21 protein-coding genes are annotated in these 25,631 nt (G+C 71.1%); 8 read left to right on the top strand and 13 right to left on the bottom strand.

Annotated features, from left to right (window positions below; all coding sequences use genetic code 11):
* Positions 1-19 precede the first annotated feature (19 nt).
* Complete coding sequence (locus QWY84_RS02960) at positions 20-2,443, top strand: putative bifunctional diguanylate cyclase/phosphodiesterase (RefSeq protein WP_290200960.1); 2,424 nt, start codon at positions 20-22, stop codon at positions 2,441-2,443.
* Positions 2,444-2,555: 112 nt separating this feature from the next.
* A complete protein-coding gene (locus tag QWY84_RS02955; protein ID WP_290200959.1) occupies positions 2,556-3,359 on the top strand; it encodes a thioesterase family protein in 804 nt (267 codons plus the stop codon).
* Here the strand turns inward: QWY84_RS02955 and QWY84_RS02950 are convergent.
* From QWY84_RS02950 to QWY84_RS02905, 10 genes are read right to left on the bottom strand one after another with little or no spacing between them, the layout of a single operon-like run.
* Positions 3,348-3,737 carry a Zn-ribbon domain-containing OB-fold protein gene (locus tag QWY84_RS02950; protein WP_290200958.1) on the bottom strand — a complete coding sequence of 130 codons (390 nt, stop codon included), beginning with the start codon at positions 3,735-3,737 and terminating at the stop codon, positions 3,348-3,350. The genes QWY84_RS02955 and QWY84_RS02950 overlap by 12 nt on opposite strands.
* Positions 3,734-4,885, bottom strand: coding sequence for a thiolase family protein (locus tag QWY84_RS02945; protein WP_290200957.1), 1,152 nt, complete (start codon positions 4,883-4,885; stop codon positions 3,734-3,736). The genes QWY84_RS02950 and QWY84_RS02945 overlap by 4 nt, the downstream gene beginning before the upstream one ends.
* Complete coding sequence (locus QWY84_RS02940) at positions 4,882-5,265, bottom strand: MaoC family dehydratase (RefSeq protein WP_290200956.1); 384 nt, start codon at positions 5,263-5,265, stop codon at positions 4,882-4,884. The genes QWY84_RS02945 and QWY84_RS02940 overlap by 4 nt, the downstream gene beginning before the upstream one ends.
* 10 nt (positions 5,266-5,275) lie before the next feature.
* Positions 5,276-5,671 carry a hypothetical protein gene (locus QWY84_RS02935; protein ID WP_290200955.1) on the bottom strand — a complete coding sequence of 132 codons (396 nt, stop codon included), beginning with the start codon at positions 5,669-5,671 and terminating at the stop codon, positions 5,276-5,278.
* The gene (locus QWY84_RS02930; protein ID WP_290200954.1) at positions 5,668-7,776 is read right to left on the bottom strand and encodes an acetate--CoA ligase family protein; all 2,109 of its coding nucleotides are present in this window, start codon (positions 7,774-7,776) and stop codon (positions 5,668-5,670) included. The genes QWY84_RS02935 and QWY84_RS02930 overlap by 4 nt, the downstream gene beginning before the upstream one ends.
* 27 nt (positions 7,777-7,803) lie before the next feature.
* A complete protein-coding gene (locus tag QWY84_RS02925; protein WP_290200953.1) occupies positions 7,804-8,724 on the bottom strand; it encodes an SDR family NAD(P)-dependent oxidoreductase in 921 nt (306 codons plus the stop codon).
* Positions 8,725-8,748: 24 nt separating this feature from the next.
* A complete protein-coding gene (locus tag QWY84_RS02920) occupies positions 8,749-10,146 on the bottom strand; it encodes an MmgE/PrpD family protein (protein WP_290200952.1) in 1,398 nt (465 codons plus the stop codon).
* On the bottom strand, positions 10,143-11,327 hold the full coding sequence (locus QWY84_RS02915; protein ID WP_290200951.1) for a CaiB/BaiF CoA transferase family protein: 1,185 nt from the start codon (positions 11,325-11,327) through the stop codon (positions 10,143-10,145). The genes QWY84_RS02920 and QWY84_RS02915 overlap by 4 nt, the downstream gene beginning before the upstream one ends.
* Positions 11,328-11,339: 12 nt before the next feature.
* Positions 11,340-12,500, bottom strand: coding sequence for an acyl-CoA dehydrogenase family protein (locus QWY84_RS02910; RefSeq protein WP_290200950.1), 1,161 nt, complete (start codon positions 12,498-12,500; stop codon positions 11,340-11,342).
* A gap of 56 nt (positions 12,501-12,556) precedes the next feature.
* Complete coding sequence (locus QWY84_RS02905; protein ID WP_290200949.1) at positions 12,557-13,405, bottom strand: HTD2 family dehydratase; 849 nt, start codon at positions 13,403-13,405, stop codon at positions 12,557-12,559.
* A gap of 137 nt (positions 13,406-13,542) precedes the next feature.
* On the opposite strand from QWY84_RS02905, the gene QWY84_RS02900 reads away from it, so the two are divergent.
* Complete coding sequence (locus QWY84_RS02900) at positions 13,543-14,448, top strand: LysR family transcriptional regulator (RefSeq protein WP_290200948.1); 906 nt, start codon at positions 13,543-13,545, stop codon at positions 14,446-14,448.
* 29 nt (positions 14,449-14,477) lie between these two features.
* Here the strand turns inward: QWY84_RS02900 and QWY84_RS02895 are convergent, their stop codons facing one another.
* The gene (locus QWY84_RS02895; protein ID WP_290200947.1) at positions 14,478-15,371 is read right to left on the bottom strand and encodes a LysR family transcriptional regulator; all 894 of its coding nucleotides are present in this window, start codon (positions 15,369-15,371) and stop codon (positions 14,478-14,480) included.
* 135 nt (positions 15,372-15,506) lie between these two features.
* Here QWY84_RS02895 and QWY84_RS02890 point away from each other — a divergent pair, with 135 nt between their 5' ends.
* The 3 genes from QWY84_RS02890 to QWY84_RS02880 all read left to right on the top strand — a co-directional run bounded on the left by QWY84_RS02890 (position 15,507) and on the right by QWY84_RS02880 (position 20,637).
* Complete coding sequence (locus QWY84_RS02890) at positions 15,507-17,264, top strand: acyl-CoA dehydrogenase family protein (RefSeq protein WP_290200946.1); 1,758 nt, start codon at positions 15,507-15,509, stop codon at positions 17,262-17,264.
* A 139-nt stretch (positions 17,265-17,403) separates the two neighbouring features.
* Positions 17,404-18,549: a TAXI family TRAP transporter solute-binding subunit gene (locus QWY84_RS02885; RefSeq protein ID WP_290200945.1), complete on the top strand. Its 1,146-nt coding sequence runs from the start codon at positions 17,404-17,406 to the stop codon at positions 18,547-18,549.
* Between the two features lie 93 nt (positions 18,550-18,642).
* Positions 18,643-20,637: a TRAP transporter permease gene (locus tag QWY84_RS02880; protein ID WP_290200944.1), complete on the top strand. Its 1,995-nt coding sequence runs from the start codon at positions 18,643-18,645 to the stop codon at positions 20,635-20,637.
* Between the two features lie 94 nt (positions 20,638-20,731).
* Here QWY84_RS02880 and QWY84_RS02875 read toward each other — a convergent pair whose 3' ends face one another.
* Together QWY84_RS02875 and QWY84_RS02870 are read right to left on the bottom strand one after the other, a co-directional pair.
* Positions 20,732-21,571: an oxidoreductase gene (locus QWY84_RS02875; RefSeq protein ID WP_290200943.1), complete on the bottom strand. Its 840-nt coding sequence runs from the start codon at positions 21,569-21,571 to the stop codon at positions 20,732-20,734.
* A 26-nt stretch (positions 21,572-21,597) separates the two neighbouring features.
* On the bottom strand, positions 21,598-22,941 hold the full coding sequence (locus QWY84_RS02870) for a hypothetical protein (protein ID WP_290200942.1): 1,344 nt from the start codon (positions 22,939-22,941) through the stop codon (positions 21,598-21,600).
* A gap of 358 nt (positions 22,942-23,299) precedes the next feature.
* On the opposite strand from QWY84_RS02870, the gene QWY84_RS02865 reads away from it, so the two are divergent.
* Together QWY84_RS02865 and QWY84_RS02860 are read left to right on the top strand one after the other, a co-directional pair.
* Complete coding sequence (locus tag QWY84_RS02865) at positions 23,300-24,439, top strand: acyl-CoA dehydrogenase family protein (RefSeq protein WP_290200941.1); 1,140 nt, start codon at positions 23,300-23,302, stop codon at positions 24,437-24,439.
* Positions 24,436-25,587, top strand: a complete 1,152-nt coding sequence (locus tag QWY84_RS02860; protein ID WP_290200940.1) for an acyl-CoA dehydrogenase family protein — start codon at positions 24,436-24,438, stop codon at positions 25,585-25,587. The genes QWY84_RS02865 and QWY84_RS02860 overlap by 4 nt, the downstream gene beginning before the upstream one ends.
* Positions 25,588-25,631 lie beyond the last annotated feature (44 nt).

Here is a 25,631-nt window from a genome sequence, read left to right as displayed (position 1 = left end):
TTGATTTGGGACGACGTACGTGACGAGATCCGGGGATACATCGGGGCACCGGGGCTGGATGCCGCCCATCCGGATCGTGGGGCTGGTCGCCGGCCTGATCCTTGTCGCGGCGCTTGCGGCCGCATTCAGCGTTGTCGTGGTGCAGATGCAGTCGGCCGCGACCGCATACGCCGCCGGCAACAGCATCTGGTCGCGGGCACAGGTGCTGGTCATCGACGCCCTCGACCAGTACGCGCGGACGGGGGCTCGCTCCCAGTTGCAGCGTGCGCGCGTATGGCTCGACGTTCCCGTTGGTGACCTTGAGGCGCGCGAGGCCATGGAAGCCGCCGAGCTTGACTACGAGCAGGCGCAGCAGGGGCTGCTCCGCGGGCATAACCACCCCGACGATATTCCGCGGATGATCTGGTTCTTCCGGTACCTCTCCGACGCTCCCTATTTCCGGAGGGCCGTCGAGGCCTGGCGGCGTACTGATCCGTACATCCGCGAGCTCCAAGGGCTGGCTGGCCGCATCGAGGAGGAATGGCGCAACGGCGTCCCGCCGGCCGAGCGCCGCTACGAACTGCGGGAACGCCTGGCGGCGGTCAACAACCGGCTCGAGGTGCACAGCGAGGATTTCCGTCGTGCTACCGCGATGGCGGCACGCTGGATGACCGGCATCCTGTCCGTCGGCAGCGTGGTCTTTCTGCTGGCGCTGAGCCTGATCGCGTCGCTGCTGGGCTGGCGGCTGGTGCGTGCGATGAATGCGGCCGAGCGCAGTTTTCAGGCGATGTTCGAGCAGGCGCCGGTGGGCATGGCCCAGGTGGGCGAGCAAGGGCAGATTCTCGACGTCAACCCGGTCCTGCGCCGGATCCTGGGCTACGGAAGAGCGGCCTTGCTCGCCATGCGCTATCCCGACCTCGTTCACCCCGAGGACGAGCACCTCGGGTTGCCTCACCGGCGAGCGATGGTCGGCGGCTCCCTGCAGGGGTATACGGTGGAGAAGCGGCTCCTGCGCGGCGACGGCAGCTCGGTCTGGGGCAGGATCAGCGTCTCCCGCATGCGTGACGACAAGGCCTCGGATGCGCGCTACGTGCTGATCCTCGAGGATGTCTCGGAGTCGCGGCGCCTGTCCGCCGAGCTCAACTACCAGGCAACCCACGATGCGCTGACCGACCTGCTGAACCGTCGCGCATTCGAGCAGGAACTGACCGGGTTCCTGGCGCACGCGCGCTCGGCGCACGCATGCCACGCCCTGTGCTTCCTGGACCTGGATCAGTTCAAGATCGTCAACGACACGTCCGGCCACGTGGCCGGCGACGACCTGCTGTGTCAGGTCGCCAGCGTCCTGCAGCGCACGGTCCGGCAGGGCGACGTGCTCGCGCGCCTGGGCGGCGACGAGTTCGCCGTGATTCTCGCGAACTGCGACGCGGCTGATGCCCGCCACGTCGCCGAGAGCCTGCGCGCGGCCCTGGCGAACGCCGGTTTCCTGTGGGAGGAGTCCAGCTACAGCATCGCCTGCAGCATTGGTGTCGTCCCCATAACGCAGGACAGCGTGGACATCAGGAACCTCCTCCGGGCCGCCGATATTGCCTGCCACCTTTCCAAGGAGCACGGCCGCAACCGCGTCTACCTGCTGCGTGAGGACGACCAGGAGCTCGCCGATCAACACGGGGAGATGCAGTGGCTCGCCCGCATACGGGCCGCGCTGAACGAGCAGCGGATGACGCTGGGAGCGCAGCGTATCGTCCGCCCGGATCATCCGGAGCAACTGCGCTACGAGGTCCTGGTGCGCCTCCAGGACGAGAGCGGTGCCATGATTCCGCCGGGTGCCTTCCTGCCCGCGGCGGAGCGTTTCGGTGCGGCACACCAGATCGACCGCTGGGTCATCGAGACCGTCTGCGCCCAGCTGTCGGCGCATCCGGCCCACATGGCAGCCCTGGACGCCTGCCACATCAACCTCTCGGGCCGCTCGTTCGACCAGGACGATTTCGCCGATTTCGTGGTGGCGACACTGGACCGGTACGCCGTGCCGCCGCGAAAGATCTGCTTCGAGATCACGGAGACCGCGGCGATCCGGAACCTGGCGGACGTGACCCGGTTCATGGAACGTCTGGCGGAGCGGGGTTGCAGCTTTGCGCTGGACGATTTCGGCGCCGGCCTGTCTTCCTTCGGCTATCTCAGGCACCTTCCGGTGGATTGCCTCAAGATCGACGGCGTGTTTGTCCGCGACATGGCCACCGACGACACCGACCTGGCGATGGTCCGGGCCATCACTGACATCGGCCGGACACTGGACAAGACCATCGTCGCCGAGTATGTCGAGACGCAAAGGAGCCTGGAGCTGCTCCGGGAGATCGGGGTGGACTACGTGCAGGGATTCGCCATCCATCGCCCCTGCGCGTTCCAGGAGCTCCTCGCCAGCCACGGCGACATCGCCCGTCACTCGGCACGCAACGGCTCGTAGCGGCCTGCAGCCCGAGCTCGTCGGGTTTCGAGCACCCGTGCGCCCGGGACGCGACCGGTGTCGGTGACGACGCCCCCGGGTGCAGGCGGAACCAGCAGCAGAGGAGAGGTTCATGGCAACCTGGCAGTTTGACGCCGAGACCGCGGTTACGGCGCTGGCACCGGATCGCTGGCAAGCGCGCCTGAGCGCGGCGTGGAACATCGGCGACAACCCCAACGGCGGCTACATGGCCGTCCCGGCCCTGCGTGCCGCGCGCGAGGCGGCCGGCCTGCCGGACCCGGCATCGGTCACCATCCACTACCTCCGGCCGGGCGTCGCCGAGGACGACGCAGGCATCACGGCCGAGCTGGTCCGCCGTGGCCGGCGGGCGGCGAACGTCACCGCCGGCATGGAGCAGCAGGGCAAGGAACGCCTGCGGCTGACCGCCGTCATGGCGGATCTCGGCCGCCCCGGCCCGAGCGAGGTCGAGGCGCCGGCACTCGCTCTTCCGATGCCCGAACTCCCGGCCCCGGACGACTGCCCCGGGCGGACCGAGCTGAACCAGGGAATCGGGCTGGCCATCGCCTCGCGACTCGACATCCGGGTGGCCCGCACCGCGGCAGGCGACGGCGCCGGCAACGGGGCGGAGATCGCGGGCTGGGTGCGCCTGGCCGATGGCCGCCCGGTGGACACCGCCGCGCTGGTGCTGTTCGCCGACGCGTTCCCGCCCTCGATCTTCAGCCTCCTGGGGCCGGTCGGGTGGGTGCCCACGCTGGAGCTCACCGTGCACGTACGCCGGCACCCGGCGCCCGGGTGGATCGCCGGGCGTTTCCGCACCAGCGATATCGCCGACGGGCTGCTGGTGGAGGACGGCGAGCTGTGGGACGAGACCGGCGCCCTGGTGGCACGCTCCCGGCAGCTGGCGCTATTGCTCTAGTGTCCCGTCCCGGAACGCCGCCTCCCGCGCAACCAGGTACGGCGCCCCCCGATCGCCGTGGCGCGTGACCCGCACCCGGTCGCCGACGGCCACCGGCCCGGGAGCCAGGGCCATGAAGCGCAGCCCGGGCGCGGCCTCCGCCGCCACCAGCGCGATGGTGTACGGGGCCGGGCCGACGGCCGAGGGCTGGGCGGCCCGGTGCACGACGGTAACCGCCTCCACGCGGCCGACGCCGGTGATGTCCTCCGTGCTCGCGTCGTCGGCGCCGCACCGCGGGCAGAAGCCCCGCGGGGTGAGCCAGGCGTGAGCGCACGCGCGGCAGCGCTCGATGCGCGGCGGTGCACCCGCCGCGGCGGGATCGATGGACGGAATGGTCACGGCGCGCCCTCCAGAACCAGGCTGACATGGGACGACAGCACGCCGCCGTCGGCATGGACCAGGGCCAGGCCGGGGCCCCGGGGCGCGGGGACCGGCGAGCGCCCCGTGAGCTGACGGACCGTCTCCACCAGGTGCGACATGCCCCCGGCCACCCCCGCGTGGCCGTACGACAGCAGCCCCCCGTGGGGATTCAGCGGCAGCGAGCCGTCCAGGTCGAATCGTCCGGCGGCCGCGTCCGCCGGTGCGCGGCCGCGGTCACTGACGCCCAGCCCTTCGAGCAGCTCGGCCAGGGTGATGGTGAAGCTGTCGTACACGCCCAGCAGCTCCATGTCGTCGAGCCGTCGCCCGGCCTCGCTCAGGGCCCTGCCGGCCGCCTGGGTGGCGCCGGCGTGCACCGGCTCCGGGGCCATGGTCACGTGCTGGTGCGTATGCGCCTGACCGCCGCCGGTGATGCGCGCCGGCCGCGTGCCGGCGGGCATCCGGTCGGCACGCGCGACCACCACGGCCGCCGCACCGTCGGAAATGGGGCAGCAGTCGAGCTGCTTCAGCGGCGTGGCGATGGGCTTGGAGGCGAGGACGTCCGCGACCGTGACGGCCCCGGTGAGGTGCGCGCCCGGGTAGCGCGCCGCGTGCCGGCGCATCAGCACCGAGAACGCGGCCAGATCCGCCTCCGAGCAGCCGGTCTCCGCCAGGTAGCGGCTTGCCAGCAGCGCGTAGTAGGCCGGCACGGCCGCGCCGTTGGGCACCTCGTGGACGGGCTCGCCCACCTGGGCCAGGGTCTGGATGGTCTGGTCGCGGCTCTGCCCGCTCAGGCGGTTCTCGCCGGCGACCACCAGGATCCGCTGCGCGGCTCCGGCCTGGATCAGCCGCCGGGCCAGGTCCACCATGGCCAGCCCCGTGGCGCCGCCCACCTGCACGCCGTGGGCGTAGGCGGGCTGCAGGCCGAAGTACTCCGCGAACAGGGTCGCCGGCATCAGGTGCGGGTGGGTGGTCGAGTAGCCCGTGAGCAGGCCGTCCACATCCCCGCGCTCGAGGCCGGCTTCCGCCAGCGCGGCGCCCGCGGCCCGGCTCATCAGGTCGAGGGTGTCCGCGGGCTCCAGGCGGCCGAACGGGGTCAGCCCGGTTGCGGCGATGCAGGGCGTGTTCATGGTTGCCGGACAGCCGCGGTGAGCGCCGTCGCGCCGTCCGCCCGGCGCACCACGATGTGCATGGGCCCGTCCGCCGCTGCCGCCTCCTCCAGCGTCGCCGTGACGGTCTCGCCGACGGCGACGGGGGCCGTGAAGCGCACGGTCACGCGGCTGCCGTGCGCGCCCTGCGGCGGCCGCAGCGCCGCCAGCAGCTCCCATACCAGCGTCAGGGTCAGGGTACCGTGCACGATGGTATGGCCGAACGGCGACTCCGCCGCGAACGCCTCGTCGACATGGATGGGGTTGAAGTCGTCGGTGAGCTGCGCGTAGGCGAGGACGTCGTCGCGTCCCAGCGCGCGCCGCACCTCGGTGCCGGCGGTGTTGTCACTCGGCGGGGTCATGGTCTACCTCCTAACGGGCCCACAGCAGGGTCAGGCGTGCCTGCGTCAGGCAGCGCTGCCCCGACCACTGCTCGGTGTCCAGCTCCACCCAGCGCCGCCCCTTGCGCAGGGACGCATCGGCGCAGTGAACCGAGAGCCGCAGCTCGTCGTCGTGCAGCCGGTCGTCCAGGAACGTGATATCCAGCTCGGCGTGGACGTTGCCCGGCGGGCGCCGATCGACCACTTCGCCGTAGCCGCGCATGAGCAGGGCGACCAGCAGCCCCGGGGGCAGCCGTTCGCCTTCCGCGGGTGTGCCGATGCGTTCCCAGGTGGCCTTCAGCTGTGCCGTCACCGGCAGCCGCGTGGCGCCGATGAAGGCCCCCGGCTCGAAATCGGCGAACGTCCGGTAGGCGGAGGGTTCGTTCATGTGGCACCGTCCCGCCCGACGATCAGGGCGTCGAGGCCCACCACGCCCTGCCCACGCGGGAGCACGCGGAGCGGATTGATTTCGGCCGAGCTGAGATGTGCGGCGTTGTTGGCGACGAAGCGCGAGAAGGCCCCGATGGCCCGTGCCGAGGCGGCGATGTCCGCGGGCTCGCCGCCGCGGGCGCCGGCCAGCACCGGCCACGCCTGCAGCCGCCGCAGCAGTGCCTCCGCGCGCTCCTCGGTAACGGGGGCGATCTCGATGGCGACATCGTTGAAGATCTCCACGAAGATGCCCCCCAGCCCGCACACGACCACCGGGCCGAACACCGGATCCACGCGGCCGCCGAGGATCAGGTCCGTCCCCGGCGCCGCCATGGGCGCGACCAGGACGCCGTTGATCACGGCATCCCCGGCCTGGTCCCGGCACGCGTCCAGCACGTCCCGGGTCGCCGCACGCACCGCCTCGGCGTCCGGCAGGGCCAGGGCGATGCCGCCCGCGTCGGACTTGTGCAGGATGTCCGGGGACAGGATCTTGACGGCCACCGGATAGCCCAGCGCCTCGGCGGCCGCGACTGCCTCGTCGGGGGTCGTCGCCGTGCGGTGGTCGCTCATGGGCACGCCGGCGTCGCGCATCAGGGCGGCGGTCTGCGCTTCGTCCAGGCGGGCCAGGTCCTGCTGACCTCCCGGTTCCCGCGGGCTCTCCAGCACCGGTACCGGCTCGCGCAGGCGCTCGCCGATGCGCGCCGACGCCGCCAGGGCATCGACGGCGAAGGTCGGATCGTCGAACACTAGCATGCCGGCGGCATCGAAGTCCGCCTTGACCTCCGCGCCGGCGTTGACGGCGATGGCCACGGTGCGGTCGTCGAAGCCCTCGATCCCCTCGGCGATGGCCGTCTTGAGCCTGGGACCGATGCTGGGGTTGGCGGGCCAGCTCATGAAGAAGCTCACCACCGCGTCGTGGCCGCCGCGCTCCAGCATGACGCGCAGGGCATCGCCCACCAGGGACATGTCGTTCACCGCCTGGGCGGTGGTATCCACCGGATTGGTGGCGGCCCCGAACGGGATGCGCTCCGCCAGCCATGCGCGGGCATCCTCGGGCAGCGGGGTCAGCTCGAGGCCGTGGCCGGCCGCGGCATCGGCCATGAGCACGCCGGCGCCGCCGGACATGGTCAGGACCCCGAGCCGCCGGCCGGCAAGCGGCGGCCGGCGGCTCAGGGTATAGATCAGGTCGATGAACGCCTGGGTGTTGTGTACGCGCTCGGCGCCGCCGAAGCGCACGGCGGCATCGAACACGGCGTCGTCCCCGGCCACCGAGGCGGTGTGCGACTGCGCCGCCTGCTGGCCGATGCTGCTGCTGCCCACCTTGATGATCACCACCGGCTTGCCGGCGGCGCGGGCGGCCAGCAGGGCTTCGAGAAAGCGCCGGCCGTCCCTGACGCCTTCGGAGTAGCAGGCGATGACGCCGACCGCAGGGTCACCGGCGAGCTGATGGATGCAGTCGGCCACCGTGACGTCCGACTCGTTGCCGGTGGTGACGAAGTGGGAAAGGCCGATGCCGCGCTTGCTGGCAAGCATGGCCAGGTGGGCGCCGTAGGCGCCGGACTGCGAGACGATGGCCAGGTTGCCGCTGGCGGGCTCCACGTCCTCGAGAAAGGTGGTGAACGTCGGCGCCATGCGCGAGGTATTGCAGAACAGCCCCAGGGAGTTGGGGCCAAGCACGCGGACACCGGTGCGCGCGGCGATCTCCAGCAGCTCCTGCTGCAGGGCCTCGCCCGCCTCGCCGGTCTCGCCGAAGCCGGACGAGAACACCACGGCCACGCGCGCGCCCTTCGCCGCGGCGCGCTCCAGGGCCGCCGGCACCTGCGCCGCCGGGATCGCGAGCACGAACAGGTCGGCCTCCGCGGGCAGGCTGTCGATGTCGGGATAGGCCGTCAGCCCCTGCACGGTGTCGCGCGCCGGGTTGACGGGGTAGATCGCCCCCGGGAAGCCGAGGCGCTGGCAGTAGGCGACGGGCCGCCCGCCGATGCGCGACGGGTCGCCGGAGGCGCCCACCACCGCGATCGCCCTTGGGGAGAACAGTGAGGAGAGATCGGTTCTTGCGTCCATGGTCCGCTCGTCCTTTCAGGGTTGAGGTTACACCGGGTCCCAGCTGAAGACGTCGCCGGAGCGCTCCAGGTCGTGGAAGCTCGCCTTCAGCGCGGGCGCGGCGTGCTCGGCGATGGTCGCCGGCGTCCAGCCCTCCGCGCGGTGGACCGAGCGCACCGGCCGCGGCTGGCTGATCAGGAAGATCTCGTTGTTGCGCACGCAGAAGATCTGGGCGTTGACCTCGGCCGCAGCCTCACTGGCCAGGTACACGGCCAGGGGAGCGACCTTGTTGGGCGTCATCTCCTGGAGCTTGCGCACGCGCGCCTCCTCTTCCGGCGTGTTGGTGGGAATGGAGCTGATCATCCGGCTCCACGCGAACGGCGCGATGCAGTTGGAGCGCACGCCGAAGCGCTCCATGTCCAGCGCGATGGACTTGGACAGCGCCGTGAGGCCGAGCTTGGCCGCCGAGTAGTTCGCCTGTCCGTAGTTGCCGATCAGCCCGGACGTGGAGGTCATGTGCACGAACGACCCGGACTGCTGCTCCTTCATGTGGGGCGCGGCGGCGCGGCTGACGTAGTAGCTGCCGTAGAGGTGCACCTTGATGACGGCGTCCCACTCCGGCTCACTCATCTTGTGGAAGAAGCGGTCCCGCAGGATGCCGGCGTTGTTGACCACCGCGTCGATGCGGCCGAACCGGTCCATGGCGGTCTCCACCAGCCCGCGGGCACCGGCCGGCTCGGCGACGCTGTCGGTGTTGACGACGGCCTCGCCGCCGCCGGCGCGGATTTCTTCGACCACCTGCTGAGCCGGTCCCGCGTCCTCGCCCTCGCCGCTGAGGCTGGCGCCGATGTCGTTGACCACCACGCGGGCCCCGTGCTCGGCCATCATCAGTGCGATATCCCGCCCGATGCCGCCGCCGGCGCCGGTGACGACCACCGCCTTGCCCTCCATCATGCGTTGCTCACTCATGGGATTGTCCCCCTGGATAGCGATTCACGGTTGTTCGTGGGCGCCGGCGAGCAGCTGCCCCAGCGCGGGCAGGTCGCGCAGGCCCCAGGCGAGGGCGATCACCTGCCGGAGCTCCTCCGGGGTCGCGGCTCCGGTGAACGCGGCCAGGCGTTGCGCCTTGTCTTCCAGCTCGGGGCGAGTGAGCGTGTTGCCCGGGTCGCCCCTGGGCTCGTCGACTCGCTCGCTCAGCATCGCGCCGTCGGCCGTCGTGACGGTGACCTTGCCGATCCAGCGCTGCGGGTAGGCTTCGTCCACCTCCGGGTCCAGCACCATGGTGACCTTGCGCCGGAAGGCGTGGGTGGCCGGGGCGTCGTAGTGCTGCTCGAACTCCTGCACGCCGGCACGCCGGTGGATGGCGATCAGGGCGAGGGTCGCCCCCATGGAGAACTTCGCCTGGTGGACACTGCGCGGCTCCACCACCGGGCCCAGCACGTCCAGCGCGCCCTGGTGCACCCGGGCCGTGACCGCGGTGATCTCGTCGGGGCCCAGGCCATGGCGCTCGACGAGCTTCAGCAGCGCGTCCGCCGCCGGGTGCGTGTGCCGGCAGGAAGCGTGGAACTTGAACGAGGTCTCCGCCAGCGCCCAGCGCTCGCCGAGCCGGTCCACCAGCCGCGCCGGGTCGGCGTCGCGGGACATGCCCGCGGCCATGCCCTGCTCGCCGTCCAGGATGCGGCGAGCCCCGGTGAACCCGTCGGCGGCCAGGTACGCGGCGGTCAGCCCGTCCGCCGCGGCCTTCGCCGTGTGCAGCTGCTTGGAGTCGGCGCCGTCGCGCAGGAACTCCCACAGGCCGGCGGCCTGGGTGCCGGCCGACCCCATGGCATGGACCATCCGTTCCGGTGACAGATCCAGCAGCCGGCCCGCGGCCACCGCGGCGGCGAGGGTGCCGGCGGTGCCGGTGGTGTGAAAGACGGTGTAGTGCGAGCGCCCGAGGAACTCGCCGATGCGGATGCCGGTCTCGTAGCCCGCGACCGCCGCGGTGAGGAACGCGCGGCCGCTGGCACCGCGCGCCTGCGCCACGGCCAGGGCGACGGGGAAGACGACGGCGCCGGGGTGGAACACCGAGCCGTTGTGAACGTCGTCCTGCTCCGCCACGTGCGAGGCGGCAGCGTTGACCAGGGCGGCGAACAGCGGCGACGTGCCGCGGCGGTTGATCAGGATCTCGCTTGCGCCGCTGTCCGGGCCCATGCGCCGGGCGAAGGCGTCGATGGCCTCCACCGCGCGGGCGCCCTTGCCGGCCAGGGCCGACGCGGTCCAGTCCAGGAACAGCTCCTCGGTGCGGTCCAGCACCTCCGCCGGAATCGCATCGAAGCGCAGCTGCGCGGCGAACGCGGCAAGCCTGCCGCCCGGGTCCTCGGTGCTGGTGGAGATGTCGGTTGCGCTCATACGGCTCCGGCCTCCCTGAGGGCGGCGATGGTCGCCGTGTCGTAACCGATTTCCCCGAGGACGGCATCCGTGTGCTCGCCCAGGGCGGGCACGGCGCCCATGGCGGGGCTGAAGGCCCCGGGTGCGCCCGGGGGAAGCATCGCCGGGACGGAGCCGGCCGGGCTGTCGATCTGCGCCCAGCGGTCGCGGGCGGCGAGCTGTGGATGGGCCCAGACATCGGCGACGGTGTTCACCCGCGCGTTGGCGATCTGCGCCGTGTCCAGGCGCTCCACCACCTGCTCGGCGGTCAGCGTCGAGAAGACCTGCTCGATGACGCCCTTGAGCTCGTGGCGGGACCGCACGCGCGCGGAGTTGCCGGCAAAGCGCTCGTCATCGGCCAGCTCGGGGCGGGCGAGCACCCGCTCGCAGAAGGCCTGCCATTCGCGCTCGTTCTGCACGCCCAGCATGACGCTGCGGCCGTCGCCGGTGGCGAACGGCCCGTAGGGGTAGATGGTGGCGTGGGCCGCGCCGGTCCGGGGCGGCGGAGGCGCTCCGTCGAACGCGTAGTACAGCGCGAAGCCCATCCACTCGGTCATGGCATCGAGCAGCGACACCTCGATGTGGCAACCCTCGCCGCTGCGCTGGCGCTGGATGAGCGCAGCGAGCACGTTGCTGTAGGCATACATGCCGGCGGCGATGTCGGCGATGGAGCAGCCGGCCTTGGCCGGCTCGTCCTCGCTGCCGGTAATGGAGAGAAAGCCGGATTCGCTCTGCACCAGCAGGTCGTAGGCCTTCTTGTCGCGGTAGGGCCCGTCGGCGCCGTAGCCGGAGATGTCGCAGACGATCTTGGCGGCATCACGCCCGCGCAGGGTTTCGTACGACAGGCCGAGCCGGGCGGCCGCGCCCGGTGCCAGGTTCTGGACGACGATGTCGGCGCGCTCGACGAGCTGCTCCAGCACGCGCGCCCCGTCGGCGTGCTTGACGTCCAGGGTGACGCTCTCCTTGGAGCGGTTGGTCCACACGAAGTGAGAGGCAAGTCCCCGCACCCGCTCATCGTAGTGGCGCGCGAAATCCCCGGTGCCGGGGCGCTCGATCTTGATCACCCGGGCGCCGAGATCCGCGAGCTGACGCGTGCAGAACGGCGCCGCGATGGCGTGCTCCAGGGTGACGACGGTAATACCGTCCAGTGGGCGAACCGGCATGAACACGACCTCTCAGAATGAACGTGGCAGTCCCAGCACGTGCTCGGCCACGTAGGACAGGACCAGGTTGGTGGACACGGGCGCCACCTGGTAAAGGCGCGTCTCGCGGAACTTGCGCTCGACGTCGTACTCGTGCGCGAAGCCGAAGCCGCCGTGGTACTGCAGGCAGACATTGGCGGCCTCCCACGACGTATCCGCCGCCAGGAGCTTGGCCATGTTGGCCTCGGCGCCGCAGTGCTCGTTGCGGTCGTAGAGCTCGCAGGCGCGGAAGCGCATGAGGTTCGCCGCCTCGGTGTTGACGTAGCTGCGCGCGATGGGGAACTGGACCCCCTGGTTCTGCGCGATGGGCCGGTCGAATACTGTGCGCTCGCTGGTGTAGTCGACCACCTTGTTCAGGAACCACCAGGCATCGCCGATGCACTCGGCGGCGATCAGCGTGCGCTCGGCGTTCAGGCCGTCGAGGATGTACTTGAATCCCCGGCCCTCCTCGCCGATCAGGTTGTCCTCGGGGATCTCCAGGTCGTCGAAGAACAGCTCGTTGGTCTCGTGGTTGACCATGTTACGGATCGGCTGCGCGCTGAGGCCGTTGCCCATCGCCTCGTGCAGGTCGACCAGGAATACCGACATGCCGTCCGAGCGGCGCTGGACGTCGGCCAGGGGCGTGGTGCGTGCGAGCAGGATCATCATGTCCGAGTGCTGGACCCGCGAGATCCATACCTTCTGGCCGTTGATCACGTAGCGGTCGCCCTTCCTGACGGCGGTGGTCCTCAGCTTCGTGGTGTCGGTGCCGGTGGTGGGCTCGGTGACCGCCATGGACTGCAGCCGCAGCTCGCCGCTGGCGATGCGCGGCAGGTACGCCTGCTTCTGCGCCTCGGAGCCGTGGCGCAGCAGCGTGCCCATGTTGTACATCTGCCCGTGGCAGGCGCCCGCGTTGCCGCCGTTGCGGTTGACTTCCTCCATGATCACCGAGGCCTCCGTCAGCCCCAGACCGGAGCCGCCGTACTCCTGCGGAATCATGGCCGCCAGCCAGCCGGCCTCCGTGAGGCTGTCGATGAACGCCTCGGGGTAGGTGCCCTCGGCATCGATCCCGCGGAAGTAGGCGTCCGGGTAGTGCTTGCAGAGATCCCGGAGCGCATCGCGCAGTTCCTGGTACTGATCCGGTTTCGGGTGCATGGCTGCAATCCGTTGGGCGGCGGCGCGGCGGCCGTCGCCGGTGAATGATCGGGCCCTCAGCCGGCCAGCTCGGCGCTGGCCTGCATGGTCATGACGCCATGGGGGCCGACGCTCCAGAGCTCGGCCCGGCGGCCGTCGTCCGCCAGGCGCCCCTGCGCGCGGAACGGCGCGCCGTGGAACAGCGGCTGCAGCGCCCGCATGGACAGGCCCGTGATGGTCCGCTGCGGGTGCGCCGCCGCCAGCGCTTCCACGAGCAGCGTCAGCGTCAGCGGGCCGTGGACCACGAGCCCGGGGTAGCCCTCCACGTCGGTGGCGTAGGGCTGGTCGTAGTGGATCCGGTGGCTGTTGAATGTGAGCGCGGAGTAGCGGAACAGGAGCACCGGGTCGGGGGTGACGGTGCGCGACCACCCGGGTTCCCCCGGCGGTGCCGGCTTGCCGCCGTTCGCGGACGGCGGCGTCGCCTCGCGATAGACGATGTCCTGCTCCTCCGTGATGGCCGGGCCGTCCTCGCCCGCGACCGTGTGGGTTACCGAGACGATCACCAGCGACCCGCTGCGGCCCTGCTTGGCGGCGATATCGGCGATGCGCGACGTGCGCCGTGCCCGCTCGCCCAGCCGCAGGGGGCGGTGGAACCACAGGCGGCTGCCGGCCCACATGCGGCGCGGCAGATCCACCGGCGGCAGAAAGCCCCCGCGCTCCGCGTGCCCGTCCGGGCCGAGGGCATGGGTCGCCGGTGTCGCCAGGAAATAGGCCCAGTGCCACAGCGGCGGCAGGGCATCACCGGGGGTGTCCGGCGCGGTGTCCCGGTCCAGCGTCGCCGCGAGCGCCCGGGCCGGAGCGGCCGTGATGTGATCGTCCACGGTTTCCGTGGTGCCGATCCAGTGCTGGAGTTCCTCGTCGACCATGCTGCTGCCCGTGCCGTAGTGCGGTGAACCCAGAATGGGTCCGGGGGCCGTAGGGTGGCAATTCGGAATTGGCGAAGTGAGGGTTCGGTCGTGCTGAAGTATGATGAGGTCTGCCTCATCGCAAACCGCGGTCCGCCATGCAACGTCTGTTCTTCGATTTCGTCGATCTCCGGCTGTTCGTGAACATCGCCGAGACCCGCAGCCTCACGCGCGGCGCCGAGCGTTCGTTCACCTCGCTGGCCGCGGCCAGCATGCGCATCAAGAACCTGGAGGACGCCCTCGAGACCAAGCTGCTGCACCGGGCCAGCCACGGCGTCACGCTGACCCCGGCGGGCGAGGCCATGCTGCACCACGCGCTGATCATCCTGCAGCAGGCCGAGCGCCTGCGCGGGGATCTGCTGGAGTACGCCACGGGGGTCAAGGGCTGCATCCGCATGCTGGCGAACACCACGGCGATGACCGAGTTCCTGCCGGCGGCCCTGGGCGAGTTCCTGTCATCGCACCCGCAGGTGGACGTGGCCCTGGAGGAGCGCATGAGCCACGACATCGTGCGGGCCGTGGCCGAGGGCAGTGCCGATATCGGCATTGTTGCCGGCAATGTGCCCACCGGCGGGCTGGAGGTCCGGTCGTACCAGACGGACCGGCTGGTGCTGGCGACGCCCCTGGGGCACCCGCTGGCCGACCGCGAGGTACTGCCGATCCAGGATGCGCTGGACTACGACTTCGTGTCGCTGCATTCGGGCAGCGCCATCTACGCCTTCATGCTCCAGGTGGCCAGCGACCTGGGCGTGCGCCTGCCCGTCCGCGTGCAGGTGTCGAGCTTCGACGCCCTTTGCCGCATGGTTGCCGCCGGAGCGGGTATCGGCGTGCTGCAGGCCAGCTCCGCTCACCGCCTGGCACGCACCACCGACATCCATGTCATCGAGCTCAGCGATGCCTGGGCCGAGCGGCGGCTGAAGATCTGCGCCCAGGACATGGACGCCCTGCCCTCGTTCGCGAGAGAGCTGGTGGATTACCTGGTCGCCACGGTGCCGCAATCGTAGGACCGGCGGGCGCTCCGGGCGCGTGGCGTTCACCCGTTGTCGAAGCGGGCCCGCACGCGCTCGATGAAGAGGTCGCGGGCGGTGCCGGCCCGCCCGGATGCCCAGATGCACCGGGACTCGTGGCGCAGGCCGTCGTCGGCCAGCGGCAGGAAGGCGACGGCGCCGAAATCGGAGTGGGTCAGGGCGCGGGGTACCAGCGCCACGCCCATGCCGTGGGCGATCAGCGCCACGATGGTCAGCCAGTGCGAGACCTCGTGGCGGATGGTGGGCTCGACTTCGGCGACGCGGAACTGTGCGACGATACGGTCGTAGTAGTGCGGTGCCAGCGCCCGATTGAACAGCACCAGCGGCTCGCCGACGAGGTCCCGCAGGTGGACCCTGGCGCGGCGGGCCAGCGGGTGATGCACCGGCACGCAGCAGACGAACGCCTCGTCGGCGATGGTCAGTGACGCCACCGTCTCGGGCAGAGGGATGGCGTGGATGAAGCCCACATCGATGCGATCCGCGGCCAGCCCCTCCACCTGGGACGCCGAGTTCTGCTCCAGCAGCCGGAGCGTGATGCCCGGGTGCTGCCGCTGCACGTCCGACAGCACGTCGGGCAGGCCGCGGAAGATCATCGTCGGCGTAAAGCCGATGCGCAGCAGGCCGGAGGGGCTTTCACTGACGCGGCGGACGATATCGCGGGTGTCCTCCAGCTGCTGCAACAGCTGGCGCGCCTGCTGCTGAAAGGCGCTGCCCGCCGGGGTCAGGCGGACGTACGTGCTGGTGCGCTCCAGCAACCGGGCGCCGAGCGCATCCTCGATCTGCTGGAGGCTGGCGCTGAGCGGCGGCTGCGAGAGGTGCAGGCGCCGCGCCGCCCTGCCGAAATGCAGCTCCTCGGACAGGACCAGGAAATACCGCAGCTGCCGGAATGTCAGTGCCATGGATGGCTCCGTCTGGCCCGGGCTCCGCCCGGCGATACCCATTTCCCTATCGTTGCATAGCGAAGCCGTATTGGGCAGTCACGGCCACCCTTGCCTAGGCTTGAAGGAGTCGCCGCACAACCGGGAGGCCGTTTCATGGAGCCGCACATCCACCGCAACATCCCCGACAGCCACGGCATGAACGCCTATGCGGCGGATCCGGAGTTCGCGCGCCTGCTGCGGGTCTACGCCGCGCCGGAGGTGCTCGCGGAGGTCGAGCCGCAGTTCACGCGCCTGGGCGGGCTGGTCGGGGCCGAGCTGGAGGATCTCGCCCTGGCGGCGGACAAGAACCCGCCGGCCCTGCAGCTGCGCAGCCGCAACGCGGCGGATCTGCAGCGCATCGACAAGCACCCCGCCTACCAGCGGCTGGAGGGATATGCCTTCTGCGAGTTCGGCCTGGCGGCGATGTCGCATCGCGCCGGTGTCTTCGGCAGCGCCGCGCCGCTGCCGCCCATCGTCAAGTACGGGCTGACCTACCTGTTCGTGCAGGCGGAGTTCGGGCTGTGCTGCCCCCTCAGCATGACCGATGCCCTCACCCGCACGCTGCGCAAGTTCGGCTCCGAGGACCTCGTCGCGCGCTATGTGGACGCCCTGACCAGCCAGGACGCGGAGACCCTGTTCCAGGGAGCGATGTTCATGACGGAGCAGGACGCCGGCTCCGACGTCGGCGCCATCGGCACCACCGCGCACCGGGAGGACGGGGTGTGGCGGCTGTACGGCGACAAGTGGTTCTGTTCCAATGCCGATGCCGATCTCGCCATGGTCCTGGCGCGGCCGGCGGGCGGTGACGGCGGCACCGGGGGGCTGACGCTGTTCCTGCTGCCGCGGCGCCTGGCCGACGGCAGCCTGAATCACTACCGCATCGTGCGCCTCAAGGACAAGCTCGGGACGCGCTCCATGGCGAGCGGGGAGATCGTCCTCGAGGGCGCCGAGGCCTACGTCGTGGGCGAGGAGGGCCGCGGCTTCAAGCACATGACCGACATGATCAACATGTCGCGCCTGTCCAACGGCGTGCGCTCCTCGGGACTGATGCGGCGCGCCGTCAACGAGGGGCTGTTCATCGCGCGCCATCGCCGGGCGTTCGGGCGCAGGCTGATCGAGCTGCCGCTGATGCAGCGGCAGCTGGCGAAAATGATGGTGAGCGCCGAGCAGGGCCGCACCATGGCCTTCCATACCGCCATGTGCCTGGAGCGGGCGGACGTCGGGGACGACGAGGCCGCCCGTCTGCTCCGCATCCTGACGCCGCTGATCAAGTTCCGCTCGACCCGGGATGCCCGCAAGGTCGCCGGCGACGGCATGGAAATCCGCGGCGGATGCGGCTATATCGAGGAGTGGTCCGATGCGCGCGTGCTGCGCGACGCACACCTCGGGTCCATCTGGGAGGGCACCAGCAACATCGTGGCGCTGGACGTATTCCGCGCCATACGCCGGGAGGGCACGCTGCCCGTGCTCCACGGCTACCTGGCCGCGCGCCTGGACGAGGCGGACCTGCCGGAGGCCGTGCACGAGGCCATGCGCACCACCCTCGACAAGGGCGTGGCCCGTGCCGAGCAAGTGGCCGCCGACGAGGGCGCGGAGCCGGACGTCCGCGCCGTGGCCACGGGCCTCTACAACGTGACGGCGGCCGTGCTGATGGCCTGGGAGGCGTCACGGGTGGAGGGCGACTGGCGGCGGCTGGCCCTGGCGCAGCTGGTGATGACCCACAAGCTGCTTCCCCGGGACCCCTGGGCGTCGGCCCCGGAGGATCCGGACGCCCTGCGGGCGCTACTGGATGAGACGCCGATGGCCCGGGACCAGGCGCTGCAGCTGGGCGCGGCCGGTGCCGACAGGCAGGGTGAGCCGAAACCGGCCTGAGCCGGTTGCGGAGTGGGGCAAGGGGCCGCCTTTAGTTCCGCTGAAGGGGTGCTTCGGCAAACGCGAATTGTCCCGTATGGCCATGCTGCGCATGGTGGCAATTGCAGAGTGACGAACGATAAAACAATGGAGGAGAAGCATGATGATGCATTCAATCAATCGTCTCGGCCGCCGGCTGGCGGTGGCGACCGCCGGCGCGGGCGTTGCGCTGGCGGGTGCCGCGGGCGCCCAGGATCTGCCCGATACCATGACCTGGACGTCCTACGACGTGGGCTCCGCCGGCTATGCCGAGGCATCCGCCATGGCGGACGCCCTGGGCCGGGAATACGGTACCCGCATCCGCATCCAGCCGTCGGGCTCGTCCATCGGGCGGCTGCAGCCGGTGGTGCAGCAGCGCGCCCAGTACGGTTTCCTGGCCACCGAGACCTGGTTCGCCACGGAAGGGGTTGAGGATTTCGCCGCGCGCCAGTGGGGGCCGCAGGACCTGCGCGTGCTCGCGGGCCGGCCGGCGGCGTTCGGCATGCCCACGGCGGCGGATGCCGGCATCGACGAGATCGCCGACGTCGAGGGCAAGCGCGTCGCCTTCGTGGCCGGCAATCCGTCGGTGAACGTCAAGTGCGAGGCCATCCTGAGCTTCGCCGGCCTGACCAAGGACGACGTCGAGGTGCGGGAGTTCCCGACCTACGGCGGCGCCATGAGCTCGCTGGCCGCCGGTGATGCGGATGCCACCTGCACCACCACCACCCCCAGCCAGCTCTACGAGCTGGCGGAGTCCCCGCGCGGCATCCACTGGGTGGAGCTGCCCAGCGACAACGAGCAGGGCTGGGAGCGTCTGCGCGAGGTGGCGCCGTTCTTCGCACCCTACGAGGAGACCAAGGGGGCGGGCATCTCGGAGGACAATCCGGTGCAGATCATGGCGTACCGGTATCCGATGATCGTCGCCCGCGCCGACACCAGCGCCGACGAGGTCTACAGTCTGGTCAAGGCGCTGGACGAGACCTACGACATGTACAAGGACGCCACCGCTGTCATGTCCCAGTGGGATCTCGACGAGTCGGGGGTGCCGCCGGCCGATGCCCCCTTCCACGAAGGGGCCATCCGCTACCTGCGGGAGCAGGGCATCTGGACGGAGGAGCACGACGAGTGGAATGAGACCCGTCTGGAGCGCCTGCGGGCCCTGCAGGATGCATGGCAGACCACCATGGACGAGGCGGCCGGGAAATCGGAAGACGAGTTCAACGCGCTCTGGGAGGAGCACCGGCAGAGGGCGCTGGACTCCCTCTGATCGTCCGCCCTGACGTATGGTAGGGGAGGCGCGCCGCGGGCGCGCCTCCCTTTCCCGCTACCGCTTTCGGCGAACCGGAGCGAGGCTCCCGTCATGTCTGTCTCTTCCTCCACGGATGCGGCGCCGTCGGGCGATCAGCCGCCGAGCGGCTCGTCCGGGCGCATGCACGGCGTAACGTACTGGGTCGTGCTGGCGGCCGGGGCCATCGGGCTGCTGATGGCCGTGAACCAGACTTTCTACCTGAAGCTGCTCGGCTTCAGCCCGCTGGGCAACTCGTTTCTCTATTATCTCATCGGCCTGTTCCTGGGGGCCGCGTATCTGTGCTTCCCGGCGCACCCCGGCGCCGCATGGCGCACGCCCTGGTACGACTGGCTCCTGGCCGGCACGGCGCTGGCGTGCGCCGTCTATCTCGGCCTGCACGGCCTGCAGATCATCGAGGAAGGCTGGGATTTCACGGCGCCGCTGGAGGCCACCGTGGCCGCCGGCGTGCTGCTTGCACTGATCATCGAGGGGGTGCGCCGCTGCGGCGGCCTGCCGCTGCTGGGCGTGGTGCTCGTGTTCGGCAGCTACCCGCTGTATGCCGATTACATGCCCGGATTCCTCTGGGGCACGCAGTACAGCTTCGGCGAGACCATCCGCGCCCATGTCATGGGCGTGGAGAGCGTCATCGGCATCCCCATGCGCGTGGTGGCCAATCTGGTCATCGGCTTCGTGGTCTTCGGAGCGGCGCTGACCGTCACCGGGGGCGGCGCCTTCTTCATGCGCCTGGCGGCCGCGCTGATGGGCGGCACCCGCGGCGGGCCGGCCAAGGTGGCGGTGGTCTCCAGCGGGCTGATGGGCAGCCTCTCGGGCAGCGTCATCTCCAACATTCTCACCACCGGCCCCATTACCATCCCTGCCATGAAGCGCTCGGGGTATGCGCCCCATTACGCGGCCTCCATCGAGGCCTGCGCGTCCACCGGCGGGACGCTGATGCCGCCCGTCATGGGCGCCGTGGCCTTCATCATGGCGTCGTTCCTCGGGGTGCCGTACGCGGAGGTGATGATCGCGGCGTTCCTGCCGGCGCTGCTGTTCTATGTCGCCCTGCTGTTCCAGGTCGACAGCTATGCCGCCCGCAAGGGGCTGCGCGGTATGAGCCAGGAGGATATCCCGCGCCTGTGGCAGGTGCTCAAGGAGGGCTGGCCCTACCTGCTGAGCCTGGTAATGCTCATCTACATGCTGCTGTTCATGCGGCTCGAGGCCCGGGCGCCCTACTATGCGACCCTGGTGCTGCTGGTGGTATCGCTGTTCCGCTCGCAGTACCGGCTGAACGTCTCCCGCGCCCTGGGCCTGCTGCAGGAGCTGAGCACCAGCGTCGCGAATCTCGTCGCCATCCTGGCGGGCATCGGGCTGGTGGTCGGGGGGCTGTCCTACACCGGGGTGGCCGGGGCGTTCTCCCGGGAGCTGCTGCTCTATGCCGGCGGCAGCATCCCGCTGATGCTGGCGGCCGGCGCCGTGACGAGCTTCATTCTCGGCATGGGCATGACGGTCAGCGCCTGCTACATCTTCCTGTCCATTCTCCTGGCGCCGGCGCTGACGTCCGCCGGGCTGAATCCCCTGGCCAGCCACCTGTTCATCCTGTACTGGGGCATGATGTCGTATATCACCCCGCCGGTGGCGCTGGCGGCGATCACCGCGGCCGGGGTGGCGGGAGCCGACTCGTGGCGTACCGGCATGTACGCCATGAGACTGGGCAGCGTGCTGTTCGTGCTGCCGTTCCTGTTCGTGCTGAACCCGTCGCTGATCCTGCAGGGGCCGTTGCTGGGCATCGCCGTCTCGGCCGTGACCGCCATCGCTGCCATGTGGCTGCTGGCGTCGGCCCTGGAGTCGCACCTGTACCGGGTGGGCATCATCGGCTGGCCGATCCGCGTGGTGCTGCTCGTGGCCACGGCGACCCTGATCTACCCCGAGGGCCGGACCGATCTGCTCGGGGCCGGGCTGGTTGCTGCCGTCTACGCCGCGGCGTGGTTCTTCCCGTCCCTGCGGCGGCCGGTGGCCGCAGTAGGGACGGCGCCCTCGGCGCCGCCCGAGGGCGGCAGCAGGGATTGATGAGGTCGCGTCATTACGGTGAGGTGCTGCCGCCGCTGTCCGCCGGTGTGCCTGTCCGGGTCAGGGCCGTGAGGCCCCGGCCCGGCGAACGGCCCTAGTCGAACTCCACGGCCGCACCGGCGCGGTCTTCCCACTGCGCCAGCTCGCCCTCGATCTCGCCGAGCTTCTCCCGCATCCTGCGGTAGGGGAAGCTGCCCAGCGGCAGGCGCAGGGGCGGCTGCTCGGCCTGCGCCGCCGCCATGATTACCCGCGCGGCCCGCGCCGGGTCCCCGGCCTGGCGCCCGTTGCGCTCCCGCACGGCCTGGCGGCTGGCACCACTGGTGTCGGCATAGTCGTCGATGGCGGTGTCCGCGAGCTGCAGGGAGCGCCCGGCCCAGTCCGTGCGGAACGGGCCGGGCTCCACCAGGGTGACGGCGATGCCCAGCGGCCGCAGCTCCTGGGCCAGGGATTCGGAGACGGCTTCCAGCGCCGCCTTGGTGGCGGCGTAGAAGCCGTAGCCCGGACGCGGCGCCATGGCGGCGATGGACGAGATATTGATGATGCGGCCCCGGCGCTGCCGCCGGAACAGCGGCAGCAGCGCCCGGGTCAGCTCCACCGTGGCGAAGAAGTTGGTCTCGAACAGCGGGCGGTACTCGGCCGGATCCGTCTCCTCGACGGCGCCTACCAGCCCGTAGCCGGCGTTGTTCACCAGGACATCCAGGCCGTCGTAGGCCGATGCGGCCCGCCGGGCTGCCTCCGCGACCTGGTCCGGTCGATTCAGATCCAGGGCCAGCGCGACCGCGCGGTCGCCGTAGCGCTCCACCAGCGGGTCCAGGCTGCGCGGGTCGCGGGCGGTGATGACCGCCCGGCCGCCGTTGTCGAGAACCGCCTCGGCGAGGGCGCGACCCAGCCCCGTGGAGCAGCCCGTTATGAACCATCGTTGTCCCGTGCTCATTGCATTGTCTCCCGTTGCCGTCGGTGTCAGCCGAACAGATAGGTTATGCCCGCCCCCAGGCCGCCGCCTGCGAGCAGCCCCGTGACGGAGAGCCCCCGGTTCCAGTGCAGCGCCAGCCGCACGTTGTCGTACCCGGTCAGGCGGCTCAGGATCAGCGCCGCCGCCGAGTAGGGCGTGCCGGCGACCGTGATGCCCCAGCCCGAGAGCATGCTCACGGCCAGCCCCAGTACCGCCGCCGGCGGCCAGACGGGGCCCAGGACGCCGCCGACCAGGGTTCCCGTGACGATGGGGTTGAGGCCGAGGATTCCGCCCACGAACAGGACCCAGGGTACGAGCAGGGCCGCCAGGGGCGGCGCCCAGCCGGGCAGCCCGAACTCCGGTCCCAGTACACCGAGCGCGAATCCGCTGGCGAGCACGCCCAGGAACGCCGATCCGCCCATGATGGCGAGCTCGTTGCTGATGCCCGCGAGCGAGGGCACCGCCGGTCGCAGTCCCCCGCGCAGGGCGGGCAGCGTGCTGCCGATCACCACCGCCGCGGTGCAGGTCAGCGCCACGGCATGGGCGTAGCCCAGGCCGACGCCGTTGTGCAGCGTCAGCACGGCGATGCAGATGGCGCCGACGGTGCTGCCGAGCCGCAGCAGCGGACCGGCGGGCCCGTGCCGCTCGGGCGGATGCGGCGCGCCGGCCGGACGTTCCCGCTCCCGGAAGAGCATGCCCAGCCCCAGGTAGCCTGCCGCCAGGGGGACCATGACCGCGAACAGCTTCGTCGCCGCCAGGCCCGGGAGAAAGGTCAGCGTGATGGCCACGGCCACCGACAGCGGCGAGCAGAACGATGACGAGCCGAACCCCCGCAGGACGGCGCGGGCCGCGTTGCGCGGCGCGGGGCCGTCGCCCCCGTGCTCCAGCTCGCTCTGCACCATGCCGCCAACCACGCCGACGGAGCCGAAGTTCAGCGGCACGCCGAGGAAGCCGGTGCCGAAGCTGATGCTGGCGTACCGCGGCAGCGGACGACCCGCGAACAGCCGGCGGGAGATGCGCCCGAGGTCGGGAGAGCCGGTGAGCAGCTCCGCGAGCAGCAGGACCGACATCACCAGCGCCGCGAGAGCGGTCATGCTGGTCGCGGCCCGGAACAGCAGATCCGGGGACAACGCCAGGGTGCTCGCCGCCCCGGCGCCGCCGGCCGCAAGCAGGATGCGCGCAATGCGCCGCAGGTGCGCCCAGCTGAGCACAATGGCCGCCGCCAGGGCCGGTGCGCCCAGCCATGCCATGACCGGGGCTGCGCCGAGCAGGCCGGCGCCCAGGGCGACATAGGCCAGCGGCGAGCGGGCGCGCGACGGCAGCGCCGTGCCCGAGACATGCGCCGTGCTCACGGCAGCCCGCGAGCCGTGCGCCGACGGCCCCCTGTCATTGCGGCGCACATGCGTGATGCCCGGCTGTTGCTCCCGTGCACGCTGCCTCCCGCGGGGTTGCCCAGAGGCAACGGTAGGTGCGGGTACCGGGGCGGTCAACTGGCCGCGCGCCCGTGCGCTCGTCGCCGCGGGGCGTGATGCGCGATCCGGGCAGCCGCCCCGGCCCCGCCACTCCTCGTTCGGCGCCGCGCGGGGGAAACCGCGCCGGGACCGCTCGGCGGGCACTTCAAATCTGCTGAAGCCGCCCTTCCGGAACCGCAAATTGTGCGGAGGCCGCGCCGCGCCGCAGGCTGGTTGCTGGCTGCAGCCGGAGAGGACGATGGAGGACAGACAGGACGAGCACCGCATGCTTGCTGATTCCGTCAGGGATTTCGTGCGCGCCGACGCTACCCTGAGCCGGGTTCGGGCGCTGCGCGAGACCCACCAGAGTTTCTCCCGGGAGGCGTGGTCCCGGCTCGCCGACGTCGGCTGGCTGGGCATCCGTGTCCCGGAGGCAGCGGGAGGCCTGGATCTGGGCGTCGCGGAGCTCGCCATCGTGGCCGAGGGCCTCGGCCGCGGCCGGCTGCCGGAGCCGTTCGTCGAGGTGGCCGGTTTCGCGGCGGCGGTGATCCGCTCGGGCGACAACGACGTCCTGGCGCGCGATCTGCTCGCCGACATCGCTTCGGGGCGCCGGCTGTACGCCGTCGCCTGGCAGGAGGACAGCCAGGATGCCTCCCCGGCCCGTCCCCTGTGCACGGTACAGCCGGGAGGCGCGGGGCCGGTGCTGACCGGGCGCAAGATCCTGGTCACCCCGGCGGAGGCCGACGCCTACATCGTCAGTGCCGCGTCGGCCGACGGCATCGCACTGTACCGGGTCGCCGCCGACGCCCCCGGGCTGGACGTCAGCGCGCAGGCGCTGGTGGACGGCAGCCGGGTCGCCGAGCTGCGTCTGCACGGCGTGCCGGTGCCCGATGGTGACCGGCTGGCCTCCCCCGGGCGCGGGCTGGAAGCGCTGGAGCACGGGGTCGCCGAGGCGCAGGTGCTCGCCAGCGCGGAAATGCTGGGGCTGAGCGAGCAGCTGCTGGCGCTGACCAACGACTACCTCGCCACCCGCCGCCAGTTCGACCGTCCCCTGAGCGCCTTCCAGGTGCTGCGCCACCGGGCGGTGAACCTGTACATCCAGGTCGAGCTCATGCGGGCGGCGCTGCGGCAGGCCGTCCGCGTTCTCGACGGCGACGACGACCTGGCGGTGCGGCAGCAGGCTGCCAGCCGGGCGAAGGCACGCGCCGGATCGGCCGCCATGGCTGTCGCCCGAGAGGCGGTCCAGCTCCACGGGGCCATCGGCTACACCGAAGAGGCCGATGTGGGAGTCCATCTTCACCGTATCGTGGCCCTGAGCGCGTGGCTCGGCAACGCCGCCTGGCACCGGCGGCGCTATGCCGCGCTGCTGCCCCGGGAGTCGCTGGAGGCCGTGTCATGACGGACTGGAACGCGATGAGCGACGAGGCGTTCCGCCAGGCGGTGCGCGCCGATCTGGAGGCGAACTACCCCGAGCACCTGCGCTATCCGTCCCGGCGCCTGCGCTGGCAGGAGGTCCGCGAATGGTACCTGGACCGCGCCGCCCGCGGCTGGACGGCCCCGGGCTGGCCGCAGGCGTTCGGCGGTGTCGGGCTGACCCCTGCGAAGCAGCTCATCTACATCGAGGAGCAGGAGCGCCGGGGCGTGGCGCGCGGCCCGGACCAGGGAGTGGTGATGGTCGGCCCCCTGCTGATCCGCTACGGCACCGAGGCGCAGCAGCAGGCTTTCCTGCCGCGCATCCTGAGCTGGGAGCACATCTGGTGCCAGGGATACTCGGAGCCCAATGCCGGCTCGGATCTCGCCAGCCTGCGCACCCGCGCGGTGGCGGACGGTGACGTCTACATCGTCAACGGCCAGAAGACGTGGACCACCCTGGCCCAGGACGCCACGCACATGTTCCTGCTGGCGCGCACGGACCCTGCGGCGGAGCGCAAGCAGGAGGGCATCAGCTTCCTGCTGGTGGACCTGCGGACCGAAGGGGTGCACATCCGTCCCATCCGCAACATCGCCGGGCACGAGGAGTTCTGCGAGGTGTTCCTGGAGGACGTGCGTGTGCCCCGGGAGAACCTGGTGGGCAGCCCTAACGAGGGCTGGTCCATGGCGAAGGCGCTGCTGGGGTTCGAACGCCTGTTCCTCGGCAGCCCGAAGCTGGCGCGCCAGGCGCTGGGACGCCTGCACCGGCTGGCCGCGGCCCGGGAGCTGTACCGCGATCCGGGCTTCATGGATCAGCTGGCGCGCCTGGAGCTGGACGTGGCGGACCTCGGTGAGGCGTACGAGGGTTTCGCCGAGCAGGTGCGCGCCGGGCAGCCGCTGGGTGCCGACGTGTCGTGGCTGAAGATCTGGGCCACGGAGACCTTCGACCGCATCGCCGCCCTGATCGTGGCCTCCGCCGGCAGCGCCGCGGCGATCCCGGGGCCGCAGTCGTTCGGTGACCGCTCCGTGGACGTGCTCAATCTGTACTTCGATGCCATGCCGGCGACGATCTACGGGGGCAGCAACGAGATCCAGCGCAACATCCTGGCCAAGCAGGTCCTGCGCCTGCCCGAGTAGCGGCGGGCCGGTGCGGGCGCGGGATGCGTGCATCCGCGAACCAT

The organism is Aquisalimonas lutea (assembly GCF_030409225.1).
Taxonomy (GTDB): domain Bacteria; phylum Pseudomonadota; class Gammaproteobacteria; order Nitrococcales; family Aquisalimonadaceae; genus Aquisalimonas; species Aquisalimonas lutea.
Note: the sequence above shows the minus strand (reverse complement) of the source record. Positions and strands in the feature narration are given on the sequence as shown.